Source organism: Streptosporangium subroseum (genome assembly GCF_900188345.1).
Lineage (GTDB): Bacteria > Actinomycetota > Actinomycetes > Streptosporangiales > Streptosporangiaceae > Streptosporangium > Streptosporangium subroseum.
In genome coordinates this window covers 133161-159007 of sequence record NZ_FZOD01000019.1, presented here as the reverse complement: position 1 = coordinate 159007, position 25847 = coordinate 133161, and the positions used below count along the sequence as shown (strand labels likewise).

The 25847-nt window shown below is 68.8% G+C and carries 26 protein-coding genes, 1 tRNA gene and 1 pseudogene; 14 read left to right on the top strand and 14 right to left on the bottom strand.

All coding sequences use genetic code 11. The features are described from left to right. Together CHC08_RS20870 and CHC08_RS20865 are read left to right on the top strand one after the other, a co-directional pair. The coding region (locus CHC08_RS20870) for a helix-turn-helix transcriptional regulator (RefSeq protein ID WP_089208998.1) at positions 1–359 on the top strand (359 nt) is incomplete at its 5' end. 105 nt (positions 360–464) lie between these two features. Further along, a complete protein-coding gene (locus tag CHC08_RS20865; RefSeq protein ID WP_089208997.1) occupies positions 465–923 on the top strand; it encodes a GNAT family N-acetyltransferase in 459 nt (152 codons plus the stop codon). Here CHC08_RS20865 and CHC08_RS20860 read toward each other — a convergent pair. The 4 genes from CHC08_RS20860 to CHC08_RS20845 form a co-directional block, all read right to left on the bottom strand. Then, positions 904–1206 carry a class I SAM-dependent methyltransferase gene (locus tag CHC08_RS20860; RefSeq protein WP_218825392.1) on the bottom strand — a complete coding sequence of 101 codons (303 nt, stop codon included), beginning with the start codon at positions 1204–1206 and terminating at the stop codon, positions 904–906. The two genes, CHC08_RS20865 and CHC08_RS20860, sit on opposite strands and share 20 nt — an antisense overlap. 182 nt (positions 1207–1388) lie before the next feature. Beyond that, the gene (locus tag CHC08_RS20855) at positions 1389–1871 is read right to left on the bottom strand and encodes a DinB family protein (RefSeq protein ID WP_420823576.1); all 483 of its coding nucleotides are present in this window, start codon (positions 1869–1871) and stop codon (positions 1389–1391) included. Positions 1872–2099: 228 nt separating this feature from the next. Next, positions 2100–2173 (bottom strand) — tRNA-Pro (locus tag CHC08_RS20850). A gap of 31 nt (positions 2174–2204) precedes the next feature. Beyond that, positions 2205–3128 (bottom strand): metallophosphoesterase, encoded by a 924-nt coding sequence (locus CHC08_RS20845; RefSeq protein WP_089208996.1) that lies wholly within the window; start codon positions 3126–3128, stop codon positions 2205–2207. Between the two features lie 80 nt (positions 3129–3208). On the opposite strand from CHC08_RS20845, the gene CHC08_RS20840 reads away from it, so the two are divergent. Next, the gene (locus tag CHC08_RS20840; RefSeq protein ID WP_089209017.1) at positions 3209–3664 is read left to right on the top strand and encodes a GatB/YqeY domain-containing protein; all 456 of its coding nucleotides are present in this window, start codon (positions 3209–3211) and stop codon (positions 3662–3664) included. Positions 3665–3833: 169 nt separating this feature from the next. Here CHC08_RS20840 and CHC08_RS20835 read toward each other — a convergent pair whose 3' ends face one another. Continuing rightward, positions 3834–6056, bottom strand: coding sequence for a transglycosylase domain-containing protein (locus CHC08_RS20835; RefSeq protein ID WP_089208995.1), 2223 nt, complete (start codon positions 6054–6056; stop codon positions 3834–3836). 319 nt (positions 6057–6375) lie between these two features. On the opposite strand from CHC08_RS20835, the gene CHC08_RS20830 reads away from it, so the two are divergent. After that, positions 6376–6672 (top strand): WhiB family transcriptional regulator, encoded by a 297-nt coding sequence (locus tag CHC08_RS20830; RefSeq protein ID WP_012887233.1) that lies wholly within the window; start codon positions 6376–6378, stop codon positions 6670–6672. Between the two features lie 283 nt (positions 6673–6955). On the opposite strand, the gene bagB is transcribed toward CHC08_RS20830, so the two are convergent. Together bagB and bagA are read right to left on the bottom strand one after the other, a co-directional pair. Continuing rightward, the gene (gene bagB / locus CHC08_RS20825) at positions 6956–8110 is read right to left on the bottom strand and encodes an ATPase BagB (RefSeq protein WP_089208994.1); all 1155 of its coding nucleotides are present in this window, start codon (positions 8108–8110) and stop codon (positions 6956–6958) included. Beyond that, a complete protein-coding gene (gene bagA / locus CHC08_RS20820; protein ID WP_089208993.1) occupies positions 8107–9111 on the bottom strand; it encodes an ATPase BagA in 1005 nt (334 codons plus the stop codon). Before bagA ends, bagB begins: the two co-directional genes overlap by 4 nt. Before the next feature lie 152 nt (positions 9112–9263). On the opposite strand from bagA, the gene CHC08_RS49665 reads away from it, so the two are divergent. The 4 genes from CHC08_RS49665 (at position 9264) to CHC08_RS20800 (ending at position 11587) form a co-directional block, all read left to right on the top strand. Continuing rightward, a complete protein-coding gene (locus CHC08_RS49665; RefSeq protein WP_089209016.1) occupies positions 9264–9419 on the top strand; it encodes a Sp36 family protein in 156 nt (51 codons plus the stop codon). Further along, positions 9416–9874, top strand: a complete 459-nt coding sequence (locus CHC08_RS20810) for a RidA family protein (protein WP_089208992.1) — start codon at positions 9416–9418, stop codon at positions 9872–9874. Before CHC08_RS49665 ends, CHC08_RS20810 begins: the two co-directional genes overlap by 4 nt. Before the next feature lie 91 nt (positions 9875–9965). After that, positions 9966–10802 (top strand): NUDIX hydrolase, encoded by an 837-nt coding sequence (locus tag CHC08_RS20805; RefSeq protein ID WP_089208991.1) that lies wholly within the window; start codon positions 9966–9968, stop codon positions 10800–10802. After that, positions 10799–11587, top strand: a complete 789-nt coding sequence (locus tag CHC08_RS20800) for an MBL fold metallo-hydrolase (protein WP_089208990.1) — start codon at positions 10799–10801, stop codon at positions 11585–11587. Before CHC08_RS20805 ends, CHC08_RS20800 begins: the two co-directional genes overlap by 4 nt. Here the strand turns inward: CHC08_RS20800 and CHC08_RS20795 are convergent. Continuing rightward, entirely contained in the window at positions 11584–12264 is a 681-nt protein-coding gene (locus CHC08_RS20795; RefSeq protein WP_089208989.1) for a Crp/Fnr family transcriptional regulator, read from the bottom strand. The genes CHC08_RS20800 and CHC08_RS20795 overlap by 4 nt on opposite strands. 87 nt (positions 12265–12351) lie before the next feature. Between CHC08_RS20795 and nth the strand changes: the two genes are divergently transcribed. Both nth and CHC08_RS20785 read left to right on the top strand, forming a co-directional pair. Next, entirely contained in the window at positions 12352–13071 is a 720-nt protein-coding gene (gene nth, locus CHC08_RS20790) for an endonuclease III (RefSeq protein ID WP_089208988.1), read from the top strand. A gap of 223 nt (positions 13072–13294) precedes the next feature. Further along, the gene (locus CHC08_RS20785; protein ID WP_420823575.1) at positions 13295–13936 is read left to right on the top strand and encodes an NUDIX hydrolase; all 642 of its coding nucleotides are present in this window, start codon (positions 13295–13297) and stop codon (positions 13934–13936) included. Here the strand turns inward: CHC08_RS20785 and CHC08_RS20780 are convergent. Next, positions 13886–14437: a HEAT repeat domain-containing protein gene (locus CHC08_RS20780; RefSeq protein ID WP_089208987.1), complete on the bottom strand. Its 552-nt coding sequence runs from the start codon at positions 14435–14437 to the stop codon at positions 13886–13888. The two genes, CHC08_RS20785 and CHC08_RS20780, sit on opposite strands and share 51 nt — an antisense overlap. Positions 14438–14509: 72 nt before the next feature. On the opposite strand from CHC08_RS20780, the gene CHC08_RS20775 reads away from it, so the two are divergent. After that, positions 14510–15706, top strand: a complete 1197-nt coding sequence (locus CHC08_RS20775) for a MarP family serine protease (protein ID WP_089208986.1) — start codon at positions 14510–14512, stop codon at positions 15704–15706. Positions 15707–15832: 126 nt separating this feature from the next. On the opposite strand, the gene CHC08_RS20770 is transcribed toward CHC08_RS20775, so the two are convergent. The 5 genes from CHC08_RS20770 to acs form a co-directional block, all read right to left on the bottom strand. Continuing rightward, complete coding sequence (locus CHC08_RS20770; RefSeq protein ID WP_089208985.1) at positions 15833–16282, bottom strand: DUF309 domain-containing protein; 450 nt, start codon at positions 16280–16282, stop codon at positions 15833–15835. Then, positions 16279–17202 (bottom strand): alpha/beta fold hydrolase, encoded by a 924-nt coding sequence (locus CHC08_RS20765; protein WP_089208984.1) that lies wholly within the window; start codon positions 17200–17202, stop codon positions 16279–16281. The genes CHC08_RS20770 and CHC08_RS20765 overlap by 4 nt, the downstream gene beginning before the upstream one ends. Then, positions 17199–17675 (bottom strand): phage holin family protein, encoded by a 477-nt coding sequence (locus CHC08_RS20760; RefSeq protein WP_089208983.1) that lies wholly within the window; start codon positions 17673–17675, stop codon positions 17199–17201. The genes CHC08_RS20765 and CHC08_RS20760 overlap by 4 nt, the downstream gene beginning before the upstream one ends. A 26-nt stretch (positions 17676–17701) precedes the next feature. Next, a complete protein-coding gene (gene nhaA, locus CHC08_RS20755) occupies positions 17702–18910 on the bottom strand; it encodes a Na+/H+ antiporter NhaA (RefSeq protein ID WP_245878441.1) in 1209 nt (402 codons plus the stop codon). A gap of 311 nt (positions 18911–19221) precedes the next feature. Next, positions 19222–21207, bottom strand: a complete 1986-nt coding sequence (acs, locus tag CHC08_RS20750; protein ID WP_089208981.1) for an acetate--CoA ligase — start codon at positions 21205–21207, stop codon at positions 19222–19224. Positions 21208–21760: 553 nt separating this feature from the next. Between acs and CHC08_RS20745 the strand changes: the two genes are divergently transcribed. The 3 genes and pseudogenes from CHC08_RS20745 to CHC08_RS20735 form a co-directional block, all read left to right on the top strand. Continuing rightward, positions 21761–22546, top strand: a complete 786-nt coding sequence (locus CHC08_RS20745; protein WP_089208980.1) for a Fic family protein — start codon at positions 21761–21763, stop codon at positions 22544–22546. A gap of 951 nt (positions 22547–23497) precedes the next feature. Beyond that, on the top strand, positions 23498–24544 hold the full coding sequence (ssd, locus tag CHC08_RS20740) for a septum site-determining protein Ssd (protein ID WP_089208979.1): 1047 nt from the start codon (positions 23498–23500) through the stop codon (positions 24542–24544). Next, a pseudogene (locus CHC08_RS20735) lies at positions 24541–25725 on the top strand (TadA family conjugal transfer-associated ATPase); the annotation flags it as partial. The gene ssd and the pseudogene CHC08_RS20735, both read left to right, overlap by 4 nt. Positions 25726–25847: the final 122 nt, after the last annotated feature.

Genomic DNA, 25847 nt, shown 5'->3' with positions numbered 1-25847 from the left:
CGCTGGACGTCGAGGCGCTGGCCCGCGGCGTGCACATGTCGGCCGGGCACCTCAGCCGCCAGTTCCGGCTCGCCTACGGTGAGTCACCCTACAGCTACCTGATGACGCGCCGGATCGAGCGGGCGATGGCGTTGCTGCGCCGGGGCGACCTCAACGTCACCGAGGTCTGCTTCGCGGTCGGCTGCTCGTCACTGGGCACCTTCAGCACCCGCTTCACCGAGCTGGTCGGGATGTCACCCAGCACCTACCGGCACCAGGCGGCACGCGCGACGGCGGGGATGCCCTCGTGCGTGGCCAAGCAGGTGAGCAGACCGATCAGGAATCGAGAAGCGCCGGCCCCCGAGCCGCACCCAGCCTGACCGTCATGGACATCACCGTTCAATGGAAGCGCCGGTCAGAGGTGAGCCGCGCGGCGCGATCAATCCAGACGAAACCCGTGAGCTCGGCCCCATAACCTCGGTCTCATGAACGACCACGCCTTCGTCCCCGACGACTTCGTCATTCCTCCGGACCTGGCCACCCCGCAGTTCCGCCTGGAACCCCTGGGGCCCCAGCACAACGCCGCCGACCACGCTGCCTGGACCGGCAGCATCGAACACATCCTTGCGACCCCGGGCTTCCAGGACCGAGGGTGGCCTCCCGCGGCCGGGATGACCCTGGAGGCGAACCTCGCCGACCTGCAGCGTCACGCGAACGACTTCGCTCAGCGCCGCGGATTCACCTACACCGTCATCGAGCCGGCCGGCGGCGAGGTAATCGGATGCGTCTACATCTACCCCTCCCGCAGCGACGACCACGACACCGACGTGGCCTCCTGGGTCCGGGCCGACCGAGCCGAGCTGGACGTGCCTCTGTATGAGGCCGTGGCAGCCTGGCTGTCCAGGGACTGGCCCCTCGGGACGCTCAACTATCACCCGCGCTGAGACCACATTCGTCCTGCGGGGGCCGGACCTCACCCAGCGTACGGAGTTCGGCGGTGGGTTCGGCGGCGACGACCCGGTGGCCCCGGGAAGCCAGGGCAGCCGCATCGCGGCCGCTGCCCGCTCCGATGTCCAGAACCCAACTCTGCCGCGTGGGAAACAGGTGGAGCGCCTCTCGGTGAACATCCGCGAACGCCACGCTCTCGTACTGCTCGACGAGGGCGTCCGCTGCCTCGGCGTATCCGGACGCGGAGCGCAGCCGCTCGGACGACAGATCACTGTTCACAGGGCGGCACTCTACGGCTGACCTCACTTCCGGCCACGAAGAGGGTCATCGGGCTCTGAGGCTCGTGGGCCTGCCTCTACCTACGGTGCCGTACGCGGTCACCCGGCCCCAACCTCAACCCGGGCGAACATCTCCGGTTTCCGGTAGCCCGTGGGGACGCATCCGTGGCACGTGGCCGGCAGTCAGTAGTAGCCCTTTTTGCCGTCAAGAAGCTCCCGGACGGCATCCAGGTGACCGGCGTGCCGGGCGGTCTCCTCGACCATGTGGATCAACATCCATCGCAGGTTCGCGGCAGCGGCACGGAAGTCCGGGTGCCGGCCGACATCATCCAGCGAATGGGCCGCGACGATCTCATTCGACACCACGCATTGCCTGTCATACTCCTCGAGGAGCCGTGTGAGCGGGATGCCTTCGACCATCATGTCGGCATCCTCGGGCCCGTCCTCGAATTGAGGCCCTTCGGCCGGTCGGCCCAGGAAGAGGACCTCGAACCAGCAGTGCTCGACCCAGCGCATGTGCGAGACGACACCCGCCATCGTCATGAGGGGGGAGGCCGGAAGGACGGATCGGTGCGCGTCCGCATCGGACAACCCTTCGCATTTCCAGTGAATGATCGCGCGCTGCATGTCGAGCCAGCCGACAAGCTGGGTTCGCTCGTCGGCCACGAAGGGAGGGCGATTACGAAGAGGGGTCATGAGCGCCGACGCTACGTCAGCCCTGATCACATCGCACCGTATTTTCGGCCGAGGCGGGCCGGCCCTCACGAGTTCGAACAGCCGACTTTTCACTGCCCTGAAGGTGCCGGTGTCTTGGTGCGTAGCCGGTCGCTCAGTAAACGCAGAAGGCCGCTCCTGATCTCTCAGGAACGGCCCTCAACCTCGGGACATTCAACGTCGGGGTGACAGGATTTGAACCTGCGGCCTCTTCGTCCCGAACGAAGCGCGCTACCAAGCTGCGCCACACCCCGGTCTTGCGGTCTTGCTCGTGCTTGGGAAAGTCTAGCGGACTTCGGGGGTGCTTGCGTCGCCACGGCGGCGGGGCACCAGTGTCAGGAGGGTGGCCTCGGGATAGCAGGCGAAGCGGGCCGGAGCATAAGGGCTGGTGCCGAGGCCGGCGGAGACGTGGAGGTAGGCGGAGTCGTGGCGGCTCAGACCTTTGACTCGGGCTCGGTCGATGCCGCAGTTGGTGACCAGGGCGCCGTAGAAGGGGATGCAGAGCTGCCCGCCGTGGGTGTGGCCGGCGAGCAGCAGCTGGTAGCCGTCGGCGGCGAAGCGGGTCATGTTGCGGGGCTCGGGGGAGTGCATCACGCCCAGGCGCAGATCGGCCTCCGCGGGGGCGGGCCCGGCGATCAGGTCGTAGCGGTCGCGGTTGATGTGGGAGTCGTGGATGCCGCCCACGGCCACGTCGAGATCGCCGATCTTGATGCGAGCCGTGGTGTTGTTCATGTCCAGCCAGCCCTCGACGGCCATGCCGGAGCCCAGCTCCTCCCAGGGGAGCGAGGGGATCGTCTGCTTGTGATCACCCTTGGAGGTGCGCCAGAGGTAGCGCGTGGGGTTCTTGGGCCTCGGCGCGTACAGGTCGTTGGAACCGTAGACGAACAGGCCCGGGCGCGACAGCAGGGGTTCGAGGGCGTACAGGAGGGGGCCGACCGCGTCGGGGTGCGCGATGGAGTCGCCGGTGTTGACCACCAGGTCGGGCTTGAGAGCGCCCAGCGAGCGGACCCAGTTGATCAGCATCCGCCTGCCGGGGGTGAGGTGCAGGTCGGTGAGGTGCAGGATGCGCACCGGGCGCTGGCCGGGCTCCAGGACGGGCACGTCGAAGCGCCTCAGCCGGAACGCGTTGCGCTCGATGACCGAGGCATAGGCGAGGCCGGCCAGGCCGACACCGAGCAGGGACAGGGGCACCGCGGCTGCTTTCCTCACCCTCTCATCATGCCCGACATGAAGCCTTCGGAAGGAAACTTGGGATACAGGGAGGCTGGTGAGACGGCAAGATGGATCGCATGAGCGCATTGAAAGACAAGCTGAGAGCCGATCTCACGGCTTCCATGAAGAGCAGGGACGAGATCCGCACCCGGACGATTCGCATGGCCCTGGCGGCCGTGGGGGTCGAGGAGGTCTCGGGCAAGACGGCGCGTGAACTCTCCGACGACGAGGTCGTCAAGGTGCTGGCCAAGGAGGCCAAGAAGCGCCGGGAGGCGGCCGAGGCGTTCAGTGGCGCCGGCCGTACGGCGCAGGCGCAGGCCGAGGTGGACGAGCAGGCCGTGCTGGAGGAATACCTCCCCGCCCAGCTCTCCGACGAGGAGCTCGGCAGGCTCGTGGACGAGGCCGTCGCCGAGAGCGGCGCCGCCGGGCCGCAGGCGATGGGTCAGGTCATGAAGGTCCTGAACCCGAAGGTCGCCGGACGCGCCGAGGGTGGCCGGGTGGCGCAGGCCGTACGGGCCCGCCTGTCGGCCTGAGAGCTCCCTGGAACCTCGATGACGGCTTCCGGGCCGTCGATGATCGAGGGCAGACCGCGCGCCGCCGTACGGCCCCTGAGGGCCCCGCTCGGTACGGCAAGCCGCCCGATGTGGCTGAGCCCTCCCGGCGACCCCCGAACGCGGGGTCGCCGGGAGGGCTCCGGTGTCACTACGGGATGACGATGGGGGCGCCACCGTTGGGGTCCGGAGGTGAGGGCGGGCCGTCGCCGCCGTCATCGCCACCATGATCGCCGCCCCGGTCACCCGAGTCGCCCTTGGGCTTCGGGGGCGGCTTGGGCGCGCACCTGCCGCCCGAGCAACCGCCGAAGCGGTCCATGTTCACCGGGGTGAAGGAGGTCGGATCGACGCCCTTCAGAGCGCGGGACATGGAGGCGTTCCAGATCTGGCCGGAGATCGTGGCGCCGTACACGTAGCTGTAGTACTGGCCGCCGATGGTCACGCCCGTCAGATCGTGCTTGAAGGCGCCGCGCGGGTCGCCGAGGCTGACCGCGGAGGCGAGGTCGGGGGTGAAACCGGCGAACCAGGCGGCGGTGTAGGCGTCGGTGGTGCCGGTCTTGCCAGCGGCCGGGCGGCCGATGCCGCCGTACTCGGACATCGTGCCCTTGGTGAACACCCCGGACATGATGTGGGTGGCCGCGTCGGCGACCTCCTCGTCCAGGACCTGCTTGCACTGCGGCTTGTAGGCCGTGGCCTTGTTGTCGCGGTCGCGGATCTCGGTGATGGCCATCGGCTTGCAGTAGGCGCCGCGGGCGCCGAGCGTCGCATAAGCGGCGGCGACCGTCACCGGGTCCATCTCGTTGACCCCGAGGGTGAAGGTCTCGACCTCCTGGAGCTTGTCCCCGTCGGCCCGCTTGATGCCCAGGCTCTTGGCCGTCTTGACCACGTCGCAGAGGCCGACCTCCTGCTCCAGGCGCATGAAGAAGGTGTTCACCGAGCCCAGGGTGCCGGTCGTCAGGGTCTTGAAGCCGCCGCCGCCCTCGCTGGAGTTGTGGATGTCGTGTTTCGGGTCTCCGACCGAGTTGCCCTTGCAGTCGCGGAACGCGCCGTAGCTCGGGGCGTTGTAGGCAGAGCCGGTGCCGAAACCGTCGTCGATCTTGAGCCCCTCGCCCAGGGCGGTGACCAGGGTGAACATCTTGAACGTCGATCCGGCCTGGAAGCCCCTTCCGCCGCCGTGTATCCCGTCGGCGGGGAGGTTGTAGCTGATCTCGTTCTTCTTCTTGCTCTGCCCGTACTTCCGGCTGGCGGCCATCCCCTTGATGGCGCCGGTGCCGGGAACGACCATCGCCTGCGAGGCGACCGGCTTGTCGCTGGTCTTCACGTACCGCTTGATGGCCTTCTCGGAGGCCTCCTGCGCCTTCGGGTCGAGCGTCGTCTTGATCGTCAGGCCGCCGCGCTCCAGCTGCCTCTTGCGCAGTGCCGGGGTCTTGCCGAACACCTCGTTGTTGAGCATCTCGTATTTGACGTAGAGGCAGAAGTACGGGTACGGGCTCGAGTCGCAGTCGCCGGGGACCGGGGTGTCCTTGAACCCGAGCTTCTTCGCCTTGGCCTCCTGCGCCTCCTGCGGCGTGATCTTGCCGAGCTCGGCCATCCGGTCCAGGACGGTGTTGCGCCGGTCCAGCAGCCGCTGGCGGCTCTCCTTGCCGGCGTTCGGGTCGGTCCTGCTCGGGTTCTGCACGGCTCCCGCGAGGGTGGCCGCCTCCCACAGGTTCAACTTGGAGGCCGGCTTGCCGAAGAAACGCTTGGACGCGGCCTGGATCCCGTAGGCGCCCGCACCGAAGTAGGAGATGTTGAGATAGCGCTCAAGGATCTCCGGCTTGGTGTATTTCTCCTCGATGGCCAGCGCGTAGCGCAGCTCGTTGAGCTTGCGGGAGACCGTCGGCGCGATCGCCGCAGCCTTCGCCTCCTTGGTCTCGGCGCTGTTGAGCCGCACGAGCTTGACGTACTGCTGGGTGATGGAGGAACCACCCTGGACGTCACCGCCGCCCGCGGAGTTCTTCGCGAACGCGCGGAAGGTGCCTTCGAGGTCGATGGCCCCGTGCTGATAGAACCGGTCGTCCTCGATCGCGACGATCGCGGTCTTCATGAGTTCGGAGACCTGGTCGAGGGGCACCGACTCACGGTTCTCGAAGTAGAACTGGGCGAACTGCTTGCCGTTCGCGTCGAGCAGGACGGTCTTCTCCGGGAGCGGGGGCTCCTTCAGCTCCTCGGGCTGCAGGTGCAACTCGTCCGTGGCGGCGTTCACGGTCAGCCCGGCCCCGCCCACCGCCGGAAGTGACACGGCGGCGACGAGCACACCCGCCACGGCGGCTGCGGCGAGCAGCCGAAGCACATTGAGGACCGCCGACCCCAGATTTTTGCCATGAGCTTGCACGAGTCAAGGGTACGTCGGACGGATGTCTCATACGGTAACGGAACGCCATCGAGTCCATGGGTGCGTCTGACAGATGTCCCAAACATGAACGGAACACCATTTTGGTCTGTCCGTGTCTCGATCGCTTGGACAGGTGACTAGTCATTCCCGGCCAGATGGCCGTGGATGACCATGTGAGAATTTGGTCCCGCCGGGGTCTGTCGGCCCGAACGTCTGATTGCGTACGTTCTCTTTCTGCGGCAATTGAATACCGAAGGCTCGACGCCCGCGCCCGTCGGCCCCAAAGTCACGACTGACCACCTAAGGGGAGTGGGGTCGAATGTGGATCACGGATTGGACCTCCCGTGCGGCCTGCAAGGGTGCGGATCCTGACGCTTTGTTCGTTCAGGGTGCTGCCCAGAACCGAGCAAAGCTGATCTGCCGAGGGTGCCCGGTCCGGACCGAGTGCCTCGCCGATGCGCTGGACAATCGCATCGAGTTCGGGGTGTGGGGCGGGATGACCGAGCGCGAACGCCGGGCGCTGTTGCGCCGGCGACCGGATGTCGATTCCTGGCGAGACCTGCTGGAATTGGCCAAAGAAGAGTACGAGCGAACAAATGAGCTGATAGCTGGCTGAGTTCGCGCGAAAATCCTGTACGGCTGGTGCCAAGCGCCAGCCGTACATTGTGTACGCCTGGCCTGGCATTTCCGATTTATGGGTGTGCCGGGCCAGGCATCAGCCGCACAGGCATATGCCGGATCGGGCGCCACCGGTCCGCGCATATGCCCATGACGCCCAACACGACATGCCCGTCCACCCGACGGAGCCGTCCGCCGCCACGGCATTTCCAGCGGCAGGCGGGATTGTGCCGAGCCGATCGTGAACGCCATGAGGCGCACACGCCCACGGGCGTGTGCGCCTACTGTGCGCTCAGGAGCTCGCCCACCTCGCGCAGACCCTCCAGGTCGTGCACGTCCTGCGCCATGGCGGGAACCCGCGCCACGGGCACCGTGGGATGGGCGGAGACGAAGTGCTCCTGCTCACGGTGCTCACGGGCGGCCAGCTGCATCCGGCCGGCATGCAGCCGCAGTACGGCGGCGGTCAGCTCGTGCTCGCCCCGTGACTCCAGATCCTCGGCCGCGGCGGTGCTCCGAGCCGCCGACAGCACGCCCGCCGGCGAGAGGTGCATCCGGTTGATCACTAGTCCGGCCAGGGGCATGCGCTCGGAGGCCAGCCTCTCCACGAAGTAGGACGCCTCGCGCATCGCGTCGCGTTCGGGCGAGGCCACGACGACAAACGCGGTGCCGGGAGCCTGCAGGAGCTTGTAGGTCTGGTCGGCGCGCGCCCTGAACCCGCCGAAGACGGCGTCCAGAGCGGACACGAAGGTCTGCAGGTCCTTGAGCACCTGCGCGCCCAGCAGCTTGGTCATGGCCCCGGCGATGACGCCGAAACCGGCGTTGAGCAGCTTGAACGCGCTGCGCCCTCCGGCCTTGGCCGGGGCCATGAGCACCCGGATGAGCCGTCCGTCGAGGAAGCGGCCCAGCCGCTCGGGCGCGTCCAGGAAGTCCAGCGCGGAGCGGGAGGGCGGGGTGTCCACGATGATCAGATCCCAGTCTCCCGAGCGGCGGAGCTGCCCGAGCTTCTCCATCGCCATGTACTCCTGCGTGCCGGCGAAGCTGGACGACAGAGACTGGTAAAAGGGGTTTGTCAGGATCTGGCGGGCTCGCTCGGGGTCCGCGTGCGCCTCGATGATCTCATCGAAGGTCCGCTTCATGTCGAGCATCATGGCGTGCAGCTTGCCCTTGCCCTCCACGCCCGCGACGAGCCTGGGGGTGTTGTCGAGCTCGGTGAGCCCCATGGACTGCGCCAGCCGCCGGGCGGGGTCCACGGTGAGCACCACGGCGGAGCGGCCGCGCTCGGCCGCGCGCAGTCCCAGCGCCGCCGCGGTGGTGGTCTTGCCGACGCCGCCGGACCCACAGCAGACGATGATCCGGGTGCCCGGGTCATCGATGATCGCGTCGAGGTCGAGAACCGGGGCGTCCCGGTGCCCGCCGCGTTCGGTGCGCTTGCTCATGCCGCTCCCTGGGTGCGGATGGATTCCGCCAGCTCGTACAGTCCGGACAGGTCCACCCCGTCGGACAGCAGTGGCAGCTCGTAGCGGGGACGGGCCGCCTCCTCCAGCGCCAGCCTCTCGCGGCTTTCGAGCTCGGCGCGGTGGGCGTGATCGGCGATCTCCTCCGCGAGCGCCTCGGCCACGGAGACCGCGGCCGAACCGCCGTCGGTGAGCCCGGCCGCCTTGAGGCCGAGCACCAGCTCGGCCGGGTCGAACCGGCCCTCGGCGGCGGCGTCCAGAACGGAGTCGGGCAGCAACGACTCCCTGACCATGTTGATGAAGACCCCGCCGGGCGGGAGACCGATCGTGCGGAGCTCCTGCAGCCCGTCCAGGGTCTCCTGGACCGGCATCTCCTCCAGGAGCGTGACGAAGTGCACCGCGGTCTCGGGGGAGGCCACGACACCGTTCACCAGGTCGGCGTGGTTCTTGATCGGGCCCATCCTGGCCAGTCCCGAGACCTCGTTGGTGACGTTGAGGAAGCGGGCGATCCGGCCGGTCGGCGGCGCGTCGAGCACGACCGCGTCATAGGTCCGCCTGCCGTTCTTGCCCTTGCGCCGGACGGCCTCGCTCGTCTTGCCGGTGACCAGGACGTCGCGGAAGCCGGGGGCGATGGTCGTGGCGAAGTCGACGATGCCCATCTTGCTCAGCACCTTGCCCGCCCTGCGCATGCCGTAGAACATCTCGAGGTAGTCGAGCATGGCCTCCTCGGCGTCGATGGCCAGGGCGTAGACGTCCCCTCCGCCGGGCGCGACGGCGATCTTCCTCTCCTCGTACGGCAGCGGCGGCAGATCGAAGACCTGCGCGATTCCCTGCCGGCCCTCGACCTCCACCAGCAGAACCTTGCGGCCACCCGCGGCGAGGGCGAGGGCGAGTGCGGCGGCCACCGTGGTTTTACCGGTGCCGCCCTTACCGGTGACGACGTGGAGGCGTACGCCGTCCCAATCGGTGTCGCGAGCTCTCACATTTCGAAGGCTACCCAACGGGCCATTGACGATTCGCCACTGCCTTGCTCCGTACGTAAATATGTGACTTCTCACAGTTGCCGCCGCAGGCCGGTCCACCGGAAGGCTCGGATGGAACCGATCGCCACAGCCGCCTCGCTAATGTGTCCCACATGACGAAATGGGAGTACTCCACGGTGCCGCTGCTGGTCCACGCGACCAAGCAGATTCTTGACAACTGGGGCCTGGACGGCTGGGAGCTCGTCCAGGTCGTGCCCGGGCCGAACCCCGAGCAGCTGGTCGCCTACCTGAAGCGGCCCAAGCCGTGACCCCGCAGGAGAGGCTGACGGCGCTGGGCCTGGTTCTGCCGGAGGTCGCGGCGCCGCTGGCGTCGTACGTCCCGGCGATCCGCACGGGCGACTACGTCTACACCTCGGGCCAGCTCCCGATGGTAGAGGGCAAGCTGATGACGACCGGCAAGGTCGGCGACGAGGTGAGTGCCGAGGACGCCCACAGCCTTGCCAGGATCTGCGCGCTCAACGCGCTCGCGGCCGTCGCCTCGGTCGCAGGCGGCCTGCCGAACGTCGTCAGGGTCATCAAGGTCGTCGGCTTCGTGGCCAGCGCTCCCGGCTTCACCGGTCAGCCGGGGGTGGTCAACGGGGCCAGCGAGCTGCTCGGCGAGGTGTTCGGTGACGCGGGCATCCATGCCCGTAGCGCGGTAGGCGTCGCGGTCCTCCCGCTGGACGCGCCCGTCGAGATCGAGATGATCGTCGAGGTTCGCTGAGATTTATTGGGGTTTGCTCTTGATTGTCCAGGGCCGGGCGGTGCCACATGATGGACCCTGAAACCGAGTGAGGTTCTGGTGGAGGGTCTGAATGGGTGGTATCCCGCTTCCTGGTGAGTTGGGTGAGCGCGCACGCGACATTCTGGCCGGGCGGGTGGAGCCCGTCCCGGCCCGGGATGCCGCCACCGTGGTCATCCTCCGAGAGGGCCCGCGGAGCGCGGAGGTCTATCTGCTGCGGCGCAAGGCCAGCATGGCCTTCGCGGCGGGGGCCTACGTCTTCCCCGGAGGTTCGGTGGATCCGCGCGACACCGACCAGGCGGTCGCCTGGGCCGGACCCTCGCCCGCCGCGTGGGGCGAGGTCTTCCGCGCGGACGGCGCGACGGCGCGGGGGCTGGTCTGCGCGGCCGTACGAGAGACGTTCGAGGAGTCGGGCGTGCTGCTCGCCGGACCGTCCGAGGACTCCGTCGTGGCCGACACCACCGGCGACGAGTGGGAGGCCGACCGGCTCGCCCTGATCGACAGGAGTCTGTCCTTCGCCGACTTCCTGGACAGGCGCGGTCTTGTCCTCCGCTCCGACCTGCTGCGTCCCTGGGCCCACTGGATCACCCCCGAGGTCGAGCAGCGGCGCTTCGACACCCGGTTCTTCGTCGCGGCGCTCCCTCCGGGCCAGCGCACCCGTGACGTCGGCGGTGAGGCCGACCAGGTCGCCTGGGTGCGGCCCGCCGACGCGCTCGACCGGGCCAGGAACGGTGAGATCTTCCTGATGCCCCCGACCTACCGCACGCTCGGCGAGCTGAGCGCCTACGAGAAGGTCCCCGACGTGCTCGCGGCCGAGCGGGAGATCGTCACCCTCATGCCGAAGATCGCCGAGGTGAACGGGGAGATCCACATCGTGCTCGACGACGACTACAGGTTCGGTGCCGCGTGAGCGGGCTGCGGATCCCCCTGGAGGGGCCCGACGGCTCGGGCACGGCCCACGCCTTCAGCCTTCTCGCCCCGAACCCGTCCCCGATGACCCTGGACGGGACCAACACGTGGGTGATCGGCGACGGGGAGGACGTCCTGGTCGTCGATCCCGGACCGGACGACGAGGGGCACCTCGCGAGGGTCGCCGGCCACCTGGAGGGGCGCAGGGTCGCGACGATCCTGCTCACCCACGGTCACCACGACCACAGCGGTGGCGCGAGGGCGTTCGCCGCCCTGGTCGGCGCGCCCGTCAGGGCGCTGGATCCCGCGCACCGGCTGGGCGAGGAGGGGCTCGGTGACGGTGACGTGCTCACGGCCGGCGGCCTGGAGCTTCACGTTGTGGGCACGCCGGGCCACTCGTTCGACTCGCTCTGCTTCTGGCTGCCCGAGGACCGGGCGATCCTGACCGGGGACACCGTGCTCGGCCGGGGCACCACCGTGATCGCTCCGGACGGCGACCTGGCCGACTACCTGCGGTCCCTGGACCGGCTTCGCGCGAGGACCGAACAGGTCGGCGCCGAGGCGCTGCTGCCGGGCCACGGCCCGGTGCTGCCCGACCCGATCGGCGCGCTGGACGGCTACATCGCACATCGGCGGCAGCGGCTGGACCAGATCCGCCGGGCACGCGAGGGGGGTGCGAAGACGCCGGAGGAGATCGTGGCGATCGTCTACGCGGACGTGGACCGATCGCTCTGGTTCGCCGCCGAGATGTCGGTCCGCGCCCAGCTGGCCTACCTCGACGGCTAGCGCGAGCGGTTGTGCAGCCGCTCCAGGTCCATGATGACCACGGCCTTGGCCTCGATGCGCAGCCAGCCGCGCTGGGCGAAGTCGGCCAGCGCCTTGTTCACGGTCTCGCGTGAGGCGCCGACCAGCTGGGCCAGCTCCTCCTGGGTGAGGTCGTGGTGGACCCGGACGCCGTCGTCGATCCGCTGGCCGAAGCGCTCGGCCAGGTCGAGCAGGGCCTTGGCGACCCGGCCGGGGACGTCGGTGAAGACCAGGTCGGCCAGCACGTCGTTGGTACGGCGGAGCCGCTGGGCCAGGGCGCGCAGCAGGTGCAGGGCGACCTCGGGGCGACCGGTCAGCCAGGGACGGAGGTCGTCGTGGCCGAGTCCGGCCAGGCGGACGTCGGTCAGGGCGGTGGCGGACGCCGTACGGGGGCGGGGGTCGAACAGCGACAGCTCGCCGAACATCTCGCTCGGGCCGAGCACGCTGAGCAGGTTCTCCCGGCCGTCCGGCGCGGTCCTGGAAAGTTTGATCTTGCCTTCGAGCACCACGTAGAGGCGGTCCCCGACCTCGTTCTCGGCGAACAGGTTCTGTCCCTTGGACAGTTGCACCTCGGAGATGCTCGTGCGCAGCGCGGCGGCGCTCTCCCGGTCGAGCGCCGAGAACAGCGGGGCCTTGCCCAGCACGTCGTCGGTGTTCACAGTGCCTCCTGTTTCACGGCTCACGCAGTCATTGTGACCTATCACACCGTCCGGCTCTCCAGGGGGCCATGCGCGTAGGCTGTCGGAGTGCTCCACAACGTCAGCCCCGCAGGTGAATCCCGGCTTGCCCTGGTCCGTCGAGCTCGCCGGATAGACCGCATTTTGGCGGAAACCTACCCTGATGCGCACTGCGAGCTCGACTTCCGCAATCCCCTGGAGTTGCTGGTCGCGACGATCTTATCTGCGCAGTGTACGGACAAAAGGGTCAATACGGTTACTCCTACGCTTTTCGCGAAATATCGGACAGCGGAAGACTATGCGAGCGCCGACCGGGCCGAGATGGAGGAAATCATCCGGCCCACCGGATTCTTCCGGGCCAAGACCAACAGCATCGTCGGCATGGCCCAGGGTCTGTGCGACCGTTACGGCGGCGAGGTTCCCGGCAGGCTCAAGGACCTGGTGACCCTGCCCGGAGTCGGCCGCAAGACCGCCAACGTGGTCCTCGGCAATGCCTTCGGGGTGCCCGGGATCACCGTGGACACGCACTTCCAACGGCTGGTGAGCCGGTTCCACTGGACCACGGAGACCGACCCGGTCAAGATCGAGCAGGTCGTCGCGGAGCTCATCCCGAAGCGCGACTGGACGATGATGTCCCACCGCCTGATCTGGCACGGCCGCCGCATGTGCCACGCTCGCAAGCCCGCCTGCGGCGTGTGCCCGCTCGCCGCCCTCTGCCCCTCGTACGGCACCGGCCCCGTCAACCCCGCCGAGGCCGCCAAGCTGGTGCGTCCAGGGCCGTTCTCGTAGCCGGGCAGGGCCGTTCTCACAACCGGGCGGTCCGGCTCAGGGCCGCCCGAGGCCGTTCTTGTCATCGGGTGGTCCGTCGCGGAGCGAGGCGAGGCCGTTCTCGTAACGGTCCGGGACCGTCCCCGTAACCGGGCGGGGTCATTCTCACAACCGGGCGGGGTCGTTCCCGTGACCGGGAAGCGTCGGGCGGGCCGCCGTGTTGCAGAAGACCGGAGGTGTGCCCGTGGAAGTGCCTGGGTGGTTGGAGACGCTGGCCGAGCGTGCCGCGAGAGCACCGGTGCCCCCGATGTTGCGCCCACCCGCGTCCGGTGGACGCCCGGCCGCCGTGCTGATGCTGTTCGGCGAGGGGCCGCTCGGCCCCGACGTGCTGCTGATCCAGCGCAGCTCGCGAGGGCGCACGCATGCCGGACAGCCCGCCTTCCCCGGCGGAGGGGTGGATCCCGAGGACGACGGCCCGATCGCCGCCGCGCTGCGCGAGGCCCAGGAGGAGACCGGGCTTGATCCGGCCGGTGTCCGGGTGATCGGCACGATGTCCGAGCTGTACGTGGCACACAGCGACAACCGGGTGACCCCGGTGCTGGGCTGGTGGCACACGCCCTGCGTGGTGCACGCGGCCTCGCCCGACGAGGTGGAGTCGGTGGAACGGGTTCCGATCCGTGAGCTCGTCGATCCGGCCAACCGGCTCAGACTGCGCCATTCGAGCGGCTACTGCGGGCCGGCGTTCCGGGTGCGCGGGCTGCTGGTGTGGGGGTTCACGGCGGGGGTGCTCGACGGGGTGCTCGCGAGTTCGGGTTTCGAGCTCCCCTGGGATCGGTCACGGGTCGAGGAGTTGCCCCCTGACGTTCTCAACCTCGCGTCCCGTTGACAGCGCCAGGCCGAGGCAGGCCCAGTCGGCCACGTCGTCGTCGGGGTCGTTGATCAGTCGCCGCAGGGCGGACAGGCCGGTCGGGTCGGGCGGGTTGCCCATGATGTTGGGCAACGCGTAGGCGGCGCCGTAGCGAACCCTGGGGTCGGCGTGCTCGGCCAGGGCGATCACCGAGGGCAGCGCGCGGCGGTCTCTGAGATGACCGAAGGCGATCAGCACCGAGTAGAGGACCAGGCAGTCGTCCTCACGGACGGACAGGGAACGGAGCACCGGCAGGCTGCGGCCGACAAAACCGAGCCGGCCGAGAATATCCACCCCGAGCATCCGCTCGGCCGGCGTTTTTCCCGAACACAGCCGACGAGCCGCGGTGAAAGTCTCTAGATCGCCCCGTTTCTGCAGCTCATTGATGGCCTGCCAGCGGATCGCGCCGTCCTGGTCCTGATCCCGCAGCGCGGTCTCGATGAGAGACTCCACGGCCGCCGACCCCCCGATCGTTGCCATCTGGACACGATAACCGCAGATACCTCGGGGAAGGTGTGCACGCGCGGGACAACGGCTGGATACCGTAAAGGGGTGAGCGGTGATCTTCTCGATCTCATCCTGATCGCCCTGATGGTGGCCTTCGCGGTGTCGGGATACCGCCAGGGGTTCATCATCGGGGTCCTAAGCTTTGTCGGATTCGTTGGGGGTGGGCTGCTGGGCATGTTCATCGCCCCGCCCATCGCCGGGGCCATAGTGAAGGGCGAGACCGAGCGGGCGCTGCTCGCCATCGTCATCGTCTTCCTCGCGGCCACGATCGGGCAGTTCGCGTCGTCGACGATCGGCGCGGTGGTCCGCAGCCATGTCACCTGGGAGCCCGCCAAGGTGGTCGACGCGGTCGGAGGCACGTTCACCAGCGCGTTCTCGGTGCTGATCATCGCCTGGCTGATCGGCTCCCTGCTGATCTCGTCGCAGTTCACCATGCTCAGCGAGCAGGTCAATAAGTCCCTGCTGATCAGCACCGTCGATCAGGTGATGCCGACGGGGGCCAAGGAGCTGCAGGGGCCGTTCAAGGCGTTCATCGACACCTCCGGCTTCCCCAAGGTGTTCGACGCCATCGGGGGCGGCCAGTTCGTCGAGGTCGCGCCGCCCGACCGGAGCGTGCTGAAGGGCCCGCAGCTCGCGCGGGCCCGCAAGGGCATCGTCAAGGTCCAGGGCGTCGCCACGAGCTGCAGCAAGCACATCGAGGGCACCGGATTCGTCTACTCGCAGAACCGGATCATGACGAACGCCCACGTGGTCGCCGGGGTCGACAAGGAGCTCCAGGTCACCGACTACCTCGGCCACTCCCACCGGGCCAGGGTGGTGCTCTACAACCCCGACAGGGACATCGCGATCCTCTACGTCCCCGGCCTGAACATGCCGCTCCTGCGCTTCGACGGCAACGCCAAGCAGGGCGACGACGCGATCATCGCGGGCTTCCCGCACGGCCTGGGCTTCACCACCAACGAGGCCCGGATCCGGGTGCAGCAGAGGGCCAACGGGCCGGACATCTACGAGCGCAAGTCCGTCACCCGCGACGTCTACTCGATCCGCGGCCTGGTCCGGCAGGGCAACTCCGGCGGGCCGTTGCTCACCACGGACGGCCGGGTCTACGGTGTCGTCTTCGCGGCGGTCCTCGACCAGCCGGAGACCGGTTTTGTGCTGACCGCCGCGGAGGTGGCCCCGGACGCCGAAGACGGCTCCAAGCTGGTCAACGCGGTGGGCACCCAGGAGTGCAACCAGAACTGAACGCGGGCGCCCAGGAGCACGTCCGAAACCGGACACGGGCGTCCGGACCCGAACGCGGTGGGCGTCCAGGAGCGCGGCCGGAACCAGCGGCCCCGCCGGAGCCCGTGCCGCTGAAGCGCTGAAGCGTTAGAGCAGGGCCCGGATCCTGGAGATGGCCGTCCCGGCGTCGGGATCCTCCAGCTCGTCCAGCTCAAGGGCGGTCCGGGCGATCTCCTCGTACGGCATGCCGTACGAGGAGATCCTGTCGGCGCCCCGCGCGAACAGCGCCGCGGCCCCGCGCCGGTTGCCCCGCTGGAGGTGGGTGAGGCCGACACAGATCTGCGCCAGCCCCTGCCACAGCTCCCGCTCCTCCTCCGGGGCGGTCTTCCAGCGGCCCTCCAGCACCTCGTGGGCATGGAACGGCCGGCCCTCGTCGAGCAGGCGGCGCGCCTCGGAGAGGGCCTCCTCCGCGCTCGGCGCGTAGTCGTCGGGGATACGCTCCACACCCTCGGCCCCGTGGGGCAGCGGCCGTCCGAGCGCGTCCCTGGGGCGCTGGTTGCGCGCCCTCCCGTCCGGATCCCGGTCTCGCGGGATCATCGGTCGGGCTCCGGGTCGGCCAGCCAGCCGATGAGCTCGGCGTCGAACTCCTCCGGGCGCTCCTCATGCGGGAAGTGCCCCGCGCCCTCGATCAGCCGCCACCTGTAGGGGGCGACCACGTAGCGGCTGGAGCCCTGGGCGGTGCGGGGCAGCATGTGCCCGTCGAGCGCGCCGTGCAGCTGCAGGGTGGGCGCGTTGATCGCGGCGCGCATGGTCCTGGCGTAGCGGAGCCCGTCGGGGCGGAGCTGGGAGCGGGCGAACCAGCGGTGATATTCCAGCGCGCAGTGCGCGACGTTGGGGATGCGGAACGCGTCGCGGTAGGTCTTCGCCACGTCCTCCTCCGGCCAGCCGGGCCCCGACCACTGATCCAGCATCCGTCCCACCATCGCGCCCTCGTTGGCGGTCAGCCGGCGCTCGGGCAGGAGCGGCAGCTGAAAACCCAGCGCGTAGCGGTTGGCCTTGAGCTGGCCGAACGGTTCGGTGAGCAGCGCGGAGCGGAGCCGGAGCGGGTGTGGGGCCGCCACCGGGACCAGCCGCAGGACCGTCTTGGGGTCCATCGCGGCCATGGTCCAGGCCAGCAGCCCGCCCCAGTCGTGACCGACGACGATCGCGCCGGTCTCGCCCAGCGCCCGGATCAGCCCGGTCGCGTCGGCGGCCAAGGTGCGCAGGTCGTAGCCGCGAGGCGGCTTGTCGCTGGCACCGTAGCCCCGCAGATCGACGGCGACGGTGTGATATCCCGCCGCGGGCAGCGAGACGAGCTGGTTGCGCCAGCTCCACCAGAACTGCGGGAACCCGTGCAGCAGGAGCACGAGAGGGCCCTTACCGGCCTCCACGACGTGGAAGCGGGTGCCACCGGCATGCACGGCGCGGTGGGTCCACGGGCCCTCGATCCTGGCCAGGGATTCGTCGGGATCGCTCATGGAGTCGGTCTCACCGGCTCGCTCACCGGCTCGCGATGCGCGCCGATCTGGCCCGCGGAGGCCGGAGCGGCGGGGGCGAGCTCGCTCTCACCGCTCTTGATGGTCTTGAGCGAGCGGAGGGTTCCCTTCATCCAGGTCATGCCCTTGAGCCGTCGCATGCCGATGAAGGCCAGAATCCCGGCCACGAGCAGATAGAACCCCGTGACGATCAGGAAGGCCGCCCAGGGCCATATGCCCAGGCCGATCAGGGCGTAGGCGATGGCGAACGAGAGCAGGATCAGGCACAGGTGGCCCATGAACGCGGCCGCGCCGAAGAGCCCACCGGCCACGCCGACCCGTTTGGCGTCGAATCTGAGCTCGGTCTTGGCGAGTTCGATCTCGGCCCGGACCAGGGTGGAGATGTGGTCGGTGGCCGTGGCGACGAGCGCGCCCAGCGACTCCTCCTGCGGTTCCGTGGGCGGAATCTGTGTCATGAACGATCTCCTATCGAGGGCCGGTGTCAAACATCATCCTGCGCGTTGAGGCGGTGGCGCACGCGCACCCGGAGCAGGATCGTGGCCAGGACCGAAGCCGTGAGGCTCGCCACGAGCACGCCGGTGGTCACCATGTTCACCCGTTCCGGATCGTCGCCGTAGGCGAGGTTGCCGATGAGCAGGGAAACGGTGAACCCGATCCCGGCCAGTATCGAGACGGCGGCCATGTCCCGCCAGTGCAATTCCTCCGACAGTCTCGCCAGGCCCAGCCGTACGGCCAGCCACGCCCCGCCGAAGACACCGAGGAACTTACCGACAACCAGTCCGGCGATCACACCGAGCACCACCCGATCGCTCAGTATCGTGCCGAGTCCCTCCACGCCGAGCACTACCCCGGCGGACAAAAAGGCGAACACGGGCACCACGAAGCCCGCCGAGACGGGGCGGATGTAGTGGTCGGCTCTCTCGCCGGGGGAGCTCTCCTCGCAGGAGTCGCTGTGCACGCGGGTCATCAGGCCGAGCGCTACCCCGGCGACGGTCGCGTGAACGCCGCTGATCTCGATGAGATACCAGGCGACGAGGGCGAGCGGCAGGTAGATCCAGAGACCTCGGACCCGTCTTGCCTGCAGCAGGCCGTACAGGGCGATGATCACGGCTCCGGCGAGCAGGGCCAGGAGGTTCAGATGCTCGGTGAAGAAGACGGCGATGACGGTGATCGCACCGAGGTCGTCCACCACGGCGCTGGTCAGCAGAAACGCCCGGAGCGCGGCGGGCATCGAGCTGGCCGTCACGGCCAGTACGGCGAGGGCGAAGGCGATGTCGGTGGCCGTGGGGATGGCCCAGCCCCGTCCCGCGCCCGGTGCGCCCCAGCTCACCGCGAGATAGATCAGGACGGGCACGATCATGCCGGCGACGGAGGCGAGGATGGGCAGCGCGGCACTGCGCAGGTTCGAGAGCTCGCCGTGGACGAACTCCTCCTTGACCTCCACTCCCGCGATGAAAAAGAAGATCGTGAGCAGGCCGTTCTGCGCCCATTGGGAGAGAGTGAGATGGAGGTGAAGGGCTTCGGGACCGAAGGTCGTGGTGCGCAGCGCCTCGTAGGAATCGTCGGCCACATTGGCCCAGACCAGCGCGGCGACGGTGGCCAGCAGCATCAGGATGCCGCCGACGGTCTCAGCTCGGAGTGCCTCGGCGAGTTGGCGGGCGTATCGAACTGTGGGTCGGAAAGGCCACATATCAGCAGGTCGGCGCATGAAACCTCCGCGAATGCAGGGAGAGACGTTCTCTCCCCGGCCGACCAGACTTCCCGGCACACCTGATCGCCAGCCTACAGAAGCCCGCGAATCGGACCTCTGCCAGGCTCGTGGACGCGGATGGGCCTGCTGCTCAGAGCGCGAGTGAGTTTGCTGCTCGGAGCGCGAGTGAGTTTGCTCGCGAGAGTGCGGATGGGTCTGCTTGCAGAAGGCGCGAACCTCCGTCGCCGGAAATTCGCGCCTTCGCGCTATTCGAGAGGACGTCCGAGGGCTCGGCCCCCGCAGCCCCGGTCTTACTCCTCGCTCTTGGCGCTGGGCAGTTTCTCGGAGATGAGGTTCATCACCGTGCTGTCGGCCAGCGTGGTGACGTCGCCGATGCTGCGGTTCTCCGCCACGTCGCGCAGGAGACGCCGCATGATCTTTCCGGAGCGGGTCTTCGGCAGTTCGGGGACCACCAGGATCTGGCGCGGCTTGGCGATCGGGCCCAATTCCTTGGACACGTGGGCACGGAGCTCGGTGGCGATGTCGAGGCCCTCCTCGGCGTTGCCGCGCAGGATCACGAACGCCACGATGGCCTGGCCGGTCACCGGGTCGGTCGCGCCGACCACGGCCGCCTCGGCGACCTTCGGGTGGGAGACCAGCGCGGACTCGACCTCGGTGGTGGAGATGTTGTGGCCGGAGACGAGCATGACGTCGTCCACGCGGCCGAGCAGCCACAGGTCGCCGTCCTGGTCCTTCTTGGCGCCGTCGCCCGCGAAGTACACGCCCTCGAAGCGGGACCAGTAGGTGTCGATGTAGCGCTGGTCGTCGCCCCAGATCGTGCGGAGCATGGACGGCCACGGGTCGCGGATCGCGAGGAAGCCGCCGCCGCCGTTGCCGACGTTGTCGCCCTGGTCGTCGACCACGTCGGCGGTGATGCCCGGGAGGGGACGCATGGCCGCGCCGGGCTTGCCGCTCGTCACGCCGGGGAGCGGGCTGATCATGATGGCGCCGGTCTCGGTCTGCCACCAGGTGTCCACGACCGGAGTACGGTTGCCGCCGATGTGCTCGCGATACCAGACGTAGGCCTCGGGGTTGATCGGCTCGCCGACGCTGCCCAGGATGCGCAGGGACGACATGTCGTACTTGGCGGGGATGTCGTCGCCCCACTTCATGAAGGTACGGATCGCCGTCGGGGCGGTGTAGAGGATCGTGACCTTGTACTTCTGCACGATCTCCCAGAACCGGCCCCGGTGCGGGGTGTCCGGGGTGCCCTCGTAGATGACGCTGGTCGCGCCGTTGGCCAGCGGGCCGTACACGATGTAGGAGTGACCGGTCACCCAGCCGATGTCGGCGGTGCACCAGTAGACGTCGGTGTCCGGCTTGAGGTCGAACACCGCGTGGTGGGTGTAGGCGACCTGGGTCAGGTAGCCGCCCGTGGTGTGCAGGATGCCCTTGGGCTTACCGGTCGTGCCGCTCGTGTAGAGGATGTAGAGCGGGTCCTCGGCGCCGTGCGGCTGCGGCTCGTGGACGTCCGGCTGCCGGTCCACGATGTCGTGCCACCAGACGTCCTTGTCGGTCCACCCCACCTCCTGGCCGGTCCTTCTCACGACCAGGACGTGCTCGATGCCGGGGCAGCTCTCGACCGCCTCGTCCACGGTCGGCTTGAGCGCGCTGGGCGCGCCACGGCGGTAGCCGCCGTCGGAGGTGACCACGACCTTGGCGTCTGCGTCCTGGATCCGGCCGCTGAGCGCGGTGGCGGAGAACCCGCCGAACACCACCGAGTGGACCGCGCCGAGGCGGGCGCAGGCCAGCATCGTGATCGGCAGCTCGGGGATCATCGGCATGTAGATGGCGACCCGGTCGCCCTTGCGCACGCCCAGCTCCTGCAGCGCGTTGGAGGCCTTGGCAACCTCGCGTTGCAGGTCGGAATAGGTGAGGGTACGGCTGTCGCCCTCGGGCTCGCCCTCCCAGTGATAGGCGACCTTGTCGCCGCGGCCCGCCTCGACGTGGCGGTCGACACAGTTGTAGGCGATGTTGAGCTCGCCGCCGACAAACCACTTGGCGAAGGGAGGGTTCCAGTCAAGCGTGGTGTCCCAGCGCTTCGACCAGGTCAGACGGTCGGCCTGCTTCTCCCAGAAGGCCAGGCGATCCTGTTCCGCCTCGGCGTAGGCGTCGGCGGTCACGTTCGCGGCCGCGGCCAGGTCGGCAGGAGGGGCGAACCGCCGGGTCTCTTTCAGCAGGTTCGACAACGTCTCCTGGGTCTCACGCGATTCGGAACCAGGGGTCTCCGGGGCCACTACGCACTCCTTAGGTACTGCTGGTCTACAGGTCGTGTCCCACTTCACCAGTCCTGTGGGGCCTGCCACAAGAGGTCTAGACAGGTCCATACCAACCGGTGACAAGGGCTCGTGATGACTCGCAAAAGCCTTATTGGCGAGGATAACTGCTGCTCAAACGTTGCGTTTTCGACACCGTAGGAAAGTGGCGGGTTCGATTCAACGTGATTCGGGGCGATGACGCGCCGGACGGTGCCAGGCGCTCGGTGAACGGTCCGACAGTCTTTCCCGCCCTCTACTTCGACCCGCGACCCGGCCGGATCCGCGACCAGTTCTGATCCGCGACCAGTTCTGATCCGCGACCCGGTCTGACCCGTGACTCGCCTGTCATCCGCTCTGATCCGTCACCCGGTCCAACCCGTCACTCGCTCTGGCCCTTCACCCGCTCTGATCCGCGACTCGCCCGTCACCCGCTCTGACCCGTCACCCAGCCTGACCCGCGACCCGGCCTGGCCTGGAGCCTTCGCGACGGTGCCGTCGGAGCCCTGCCGACTGGCCGGTAGGGTCGGGGAACGTGAGCGACCCATTGGCTGTAATCGCCGAACTGCCCGGGGTGTCCGAGGCGGTCACCGATGTCCGCAAGGCCGTGGACCGGCTCTACGGGCACCGCGTGCTGCGGCGCAAGAGCCCGGAGGTGTCGGCCAGGTCGGCGCTGCGCGGGGCCAGGGCATCCGCCGCGCTGGAGGGCGTGGACGTCCCCCTCGCGACCATCCCGGAGGTCACCGACCCCGTCGTCCAGGGCGCGCTGAGGGTCTCGGCCGAACTGGGACGGCTCGGCCCGACCTGGCGTACGGCGCCGCGACAGGTTCTGGCCAGATTGCACACCTTGGCCGCCGCCGGCCTGACCGAGGATCTCGGCCGCCCCCGGACCGGCGTCGAGGCACCCGACCTTCTCGGTCTGGGCGACGCTCCGGGCCCCGAGGAGACGGTTGCTCGGGTGGACGGGCTGGTTGAGCTCGTCACGGGGTCCGCCGGGGGTTCCTCCAAGGCGCCAGCGCTGGTGCTCGCGGCCATCGTGCACGCCGAACTGGCAGTGCTGCGGCCGTTCGGGTCGGCGGACGGAGTGGTCGCGAGGGCCGCGGAGCGGCTGACGCTGGTGGAGTTCGGCCTGGATCCGAAGTCGCTGGCGGCCGTCGAGGTAGGTCATCTCGAACTCGGCACGGCCTACGCGGAGAGCCTGAAGGCCTACCTGAGCGGAACCCCCGACGGGGTCGCGACGTGGGTACGGCACTGCGCCTCGGCGATCACGCTGGGCGTGCGCGAGGCCACGGCGATTTGCGAGGCCATGCAGCGCGGCTGATCACGTAGCGCTGCTGATTACGGACATCTTCCCACAAGACCGACGGCGCCCCTGGTAATGGGGCGCCGTCGCCGGCACGTCCAACCTGGTTACCAAGCGTGCACCCAATAATCGTTGTAACGGGACAAGCCCGCTACAACGCGCCTCCCGCGGCTGGCGGCGCGTGGGTACCAGGCGGCCGTGCCCGGACAATTGGTCCGTAAAACCTTTGTACGACGGATCCCGGCTGATGGGAAGCCCCAGAACCAAGACCTTTACGGATCGTGGGTATTAATGGACAAAACGTCCTTATGCGGAGCGGTCTGTCTTGACGGCGGCGGTCAGACCGGTCGGCGGGCCGGTCGACGCACCGACCTTGATCACTCTAGGTGATCACAATCTGGTGCGTCGGAACGGGTTTCGGTCGGACGATGTCAGGCGTCTGGACCGATGCATTAAAAAAACTAGTGAAAAGTGGAGATTACTCCTCGACGAAACTGAAGTGGATCGGGCAGCATGAGGGTGTATCTCCCCAAACCGGAGTAACTGCGCACGGGTTGGTATCGCAATCCTCTTGCCATGCTCTGGTTGCTGTTGAAAGCTTTCTTCTGAAACGGGACCGGCTCTACCCCCCCAGAGCCGGACCGGTTGGCGACCCCCGCTCTCCCCCCCGGCGGGGGTCGCCACTTTTTTGATCACCCCGCTCCCGCCCGCCCGCACCGGCGGTGTCTCCCTCCGCCGGCGCCGCTTCCGGCGGTTGCGTTCACGGGGTTGCAGCCATTCATCGCCGGCGAACAGATGTGGTCTGACCGTGCTTTTCCGCGCTTTCGCGAGGCTCGGCCGGCACTTCGGCGACCGGTTGTCCACAGGTGAGATGGAATCTGGTCCGGTTATCCACAGCCCGGCATTCGGCGCCCTTGGAGGGACGGGCCATCCCGGAAGGTGGGGTTCCCGCACTTCAGGGAGGAACCGTTGGACCGCCCTCTGGTCATCACCGAAGACCACGATCTGCTTGATGATCTGCTCCGCGTGGCCGCGGCCGCCGGAGCCGAGCTTGACGTCGCTCATGTGCCCGCACATGCCCGGCCCTACTGGAATCGCGCTCCCCTGGTCGTGGTCGGCAGCGACATGGCCGACGCACTGGCCGCCACCGGCCCGCCGCCCCGCCACCGCGTCATCCTGGTCACCCACGCCTCCGAGGACCCCGACACCTGGCGCAAGTGTGTCGCCGTCGGCGCCCAGACCGTCCTGGAGCTGCCCTCGGCCGAGCGGCAGCTGGTCGACGAGTTCGCCGATGTCGTAGAGCCGCAGACGAGGGCGGGACATGTGGTCTGCGTCGCCGGTGGACGCGGCGGAGCCGGAGCCAGCGTCCTCGCGACCTCGCTGGCACTGGCGGCCTCCCGCCGGCGTGTCCGCACCCTCCTCATCGACGCCGACCCGCTTGGCGGCGGCCTGGACGTCCTTCTGGGCCAGGAGGAGACAGGCGGAGCTCGCTGGTCCGACCTGGTCGCCCGCGAGGGCAGGGTCAGCTTCACCGCGCTCCAGGCGGCACTGCCCTCGTTCGCGGGGCTGACGCTACTCTCCTTCCACCGCGGCGAGGTCGAGGCCATCCCCGCCGAGGCGATGCGCTCGGTCATCGAAGCAGGGCAGCGAGGTTTCGACCTGGTGGTCGTCGACCTGCCCCGCCATCCCGACCAGGCCGCGGTGGAGGCTCTCGGCAGGGCCACCACCACCCTCCTCGTCGTCACCGCCGACGTGCGCGGTGTTCTCGCCGCGGCTCAGGTGCTCAGCGGGCTGCGCAGGCACACCGGTGAGGTGCGGGTCGTCGTGCGCAGCGGTGTCCTGGACGACGACGTGGTGACGACCTCCCTGGGCATGCCGTATGCGGGGAGTCTCCCCGATCAGCCCCGGCTCTCGGCAGCCCTCAACCGCGGAGATTTCCCCCCGCTCAGTCGCCGAAGCTCTCTGGGTCGCTTCTGCACCTCGTTCCTGCACTCGCTGTTCGGAGGTTCTCCATGAAGCGCGCCGAGACCGCCGCGGTCTCACCCGAACTGGTGGAAGCGGTCCGGGTACGGCTGGCCCGGACCGGAGTCGAGCCCAGCGCCGCACACGTCGCGGTCGCGCTCCGCGCAGAGCGAGCGATGCTCGGCGACGCCGAGATCCTTGCGGTGGCCCGTGTCCTGTGCGCCGACCTGATCGGCGCCGGCCCTCTGGAGCCGCTGCTGGCCGAGGCCGAAGTCACCGACGTGCTGGTGAACGGCCCACGCGAGGTGTGGGTCGACGACGGTCACGGCCTGCGCCTGACCTCGGTCGTCTTCCCCGGAGAGGACGCGCTCCGACGGCTCGCCCAGCGCCTCGCCTCGGCCGCGGGCAGACGTCTCGACGATGCCTGTCCCTATGTCGACGCTCGCCTCGCCGGGGGCGTCCGGCTTCACGCGGTCCTCCCGCCCGTGGCCCCCGGTGGCACCTGCCTGTCTCTGCGGCTCCCGCCCCGCCGCACCTTCACCCTCCCCGACCTGGTCGAAGCGGGCACGATCAGAGCCGACAGCGTCCCCGTGCTCACCGCGGTGGTCGAGTCAAGGCTTGCCTTCCTGGTCACGGGGGGCACCGGCACGGGAAAGACAACCCTGTTATCGGCGCTGCTGTCCCTGGCCGATCCCGGCGACCGGCTGCTGCTGGTCGAAGATTCGGCCGAGCTGAGACCGCTGCATCCTCACGTCGTCCGTCTGGAGTCCCGTCCGGCCAACCTGGAGGGAGCCGGCGGCGTCGGTCTGCGTGACCTTGTCCGCCAGGCCCTGCGCATGCGCCCGGATCGCCTTGTCGTCGGCGAGGTCAGGGGAGCCGAAGTAGTCGATCTACTGGCCGCCCTCAACACCGGTCACGAGGGCGGATGCGGCACCTTGCATGCCAACACCGCCACCGATGTGCCACCCCGGCTGGAGGCCCTCGCCTGCGCCGCCGGCCTCAGCCGGGAGGCGGTCCACAGCCAGATCGCCGCAGCCCTGGACGTCGTCATCCATCTCGCCCGCGACCATGCCGATGGCCGCCGCAGGGTGGCCGAGATCTGCATGATGGTCCGTCGTCCCTCAGGCTTTGTTGACGCCGAGCCGGCCCTCACCTTCTCACCGGACGGCCAAGTGACCTCCGGTCCGGGCCTACCCGCCCTTGCGGCCCGCGCACCCGGCATTCTCACACCGCCCGGTGCCACCCGTCAGCTGTACGGACCTACGTCGCCCGGTGCCACCCGCCAGCCGTTCGATCCTTCGCCGTCCGGTGCCACCCGTAGGTCATTCGAATCTGCGTCGCCCGGTCTCATCCGTCA

Coding starts and splice junctions, on each gene's coding strand:
- CHC08_RS20865 (WP_089208997.1), top strand. CDS start 465: ATGAACGACCACGCCTTCGTCCCCGACGACTTCGTCATTCCTCCGGAC.
- CHC08_RS20840 (WP_089209017.1), top strand. CDS start 3,209: ATGAGCGCATTGAAAGACAAGCTGAGAGCCGATCTCACGGCTTCCATG.
- CHC08_RS20830 (WP_012887233.1), top strand. CDS start 6,376: ATGTGGATCACGGATTGGACCTCCCGTGCGGCCTGCAAGGGTGCGGAT.
- bagB (WP_089208994.1), bottom strand. CDS start 8,110: ATGAGCAAGCGCACCGAACGCGGCGGGCACCGGGACGCCCCGGTTCTC.
- CHC08_RS49665 (WP_089209016.1), top strand. CDS start 9,264: ATGACGAAATGGGAGTACTCCACGGTGCCGCTGCTGGTCCACGCGACC.
- CHC08_RS20805 (WP_089208991.1), top strand. CDS start 9,966: ATGGGTGGTATCCCGCTTCCTGGTGAGTTGGGTGAGCGCGCACGCGAC.
- CHC08_RS20780 (WP_089208987.1), bottom strand. CDS start 14,437: ATGGCAACGATCGGGGGGTCGGCGGCCGTGGAGTCTCTCATCGAGACC.
- CHC08_RS20770 (WP_089208985.1), bottom strand. CDS start 16,282: ATGATCCCGCGAGACCGGGATCCGGACGGGAGGGCGCGCAACCAGCGC.
- CHC08_RS20765 (WP_089208984.1), bottom strand. CDS start 17,202: ATGAGCGATCCCGACGAATCCCTGGCCAGGATCGAGGGCCCGTGGACC.
- CHC08_RS20760 (WP_089208983.1), bottom strand. CDS start 17,675: ATGACACAGATTCCGCCCACGGAACCGCAGGAGGAGTCGCTGGGCGCG.
- nhaA (WP_245878441.1), bottom strand. CDS start 18,910: ATGTGGCCTTTCCGACCCACAGTTCGATACGCCCGCCAACTCGCCGAG.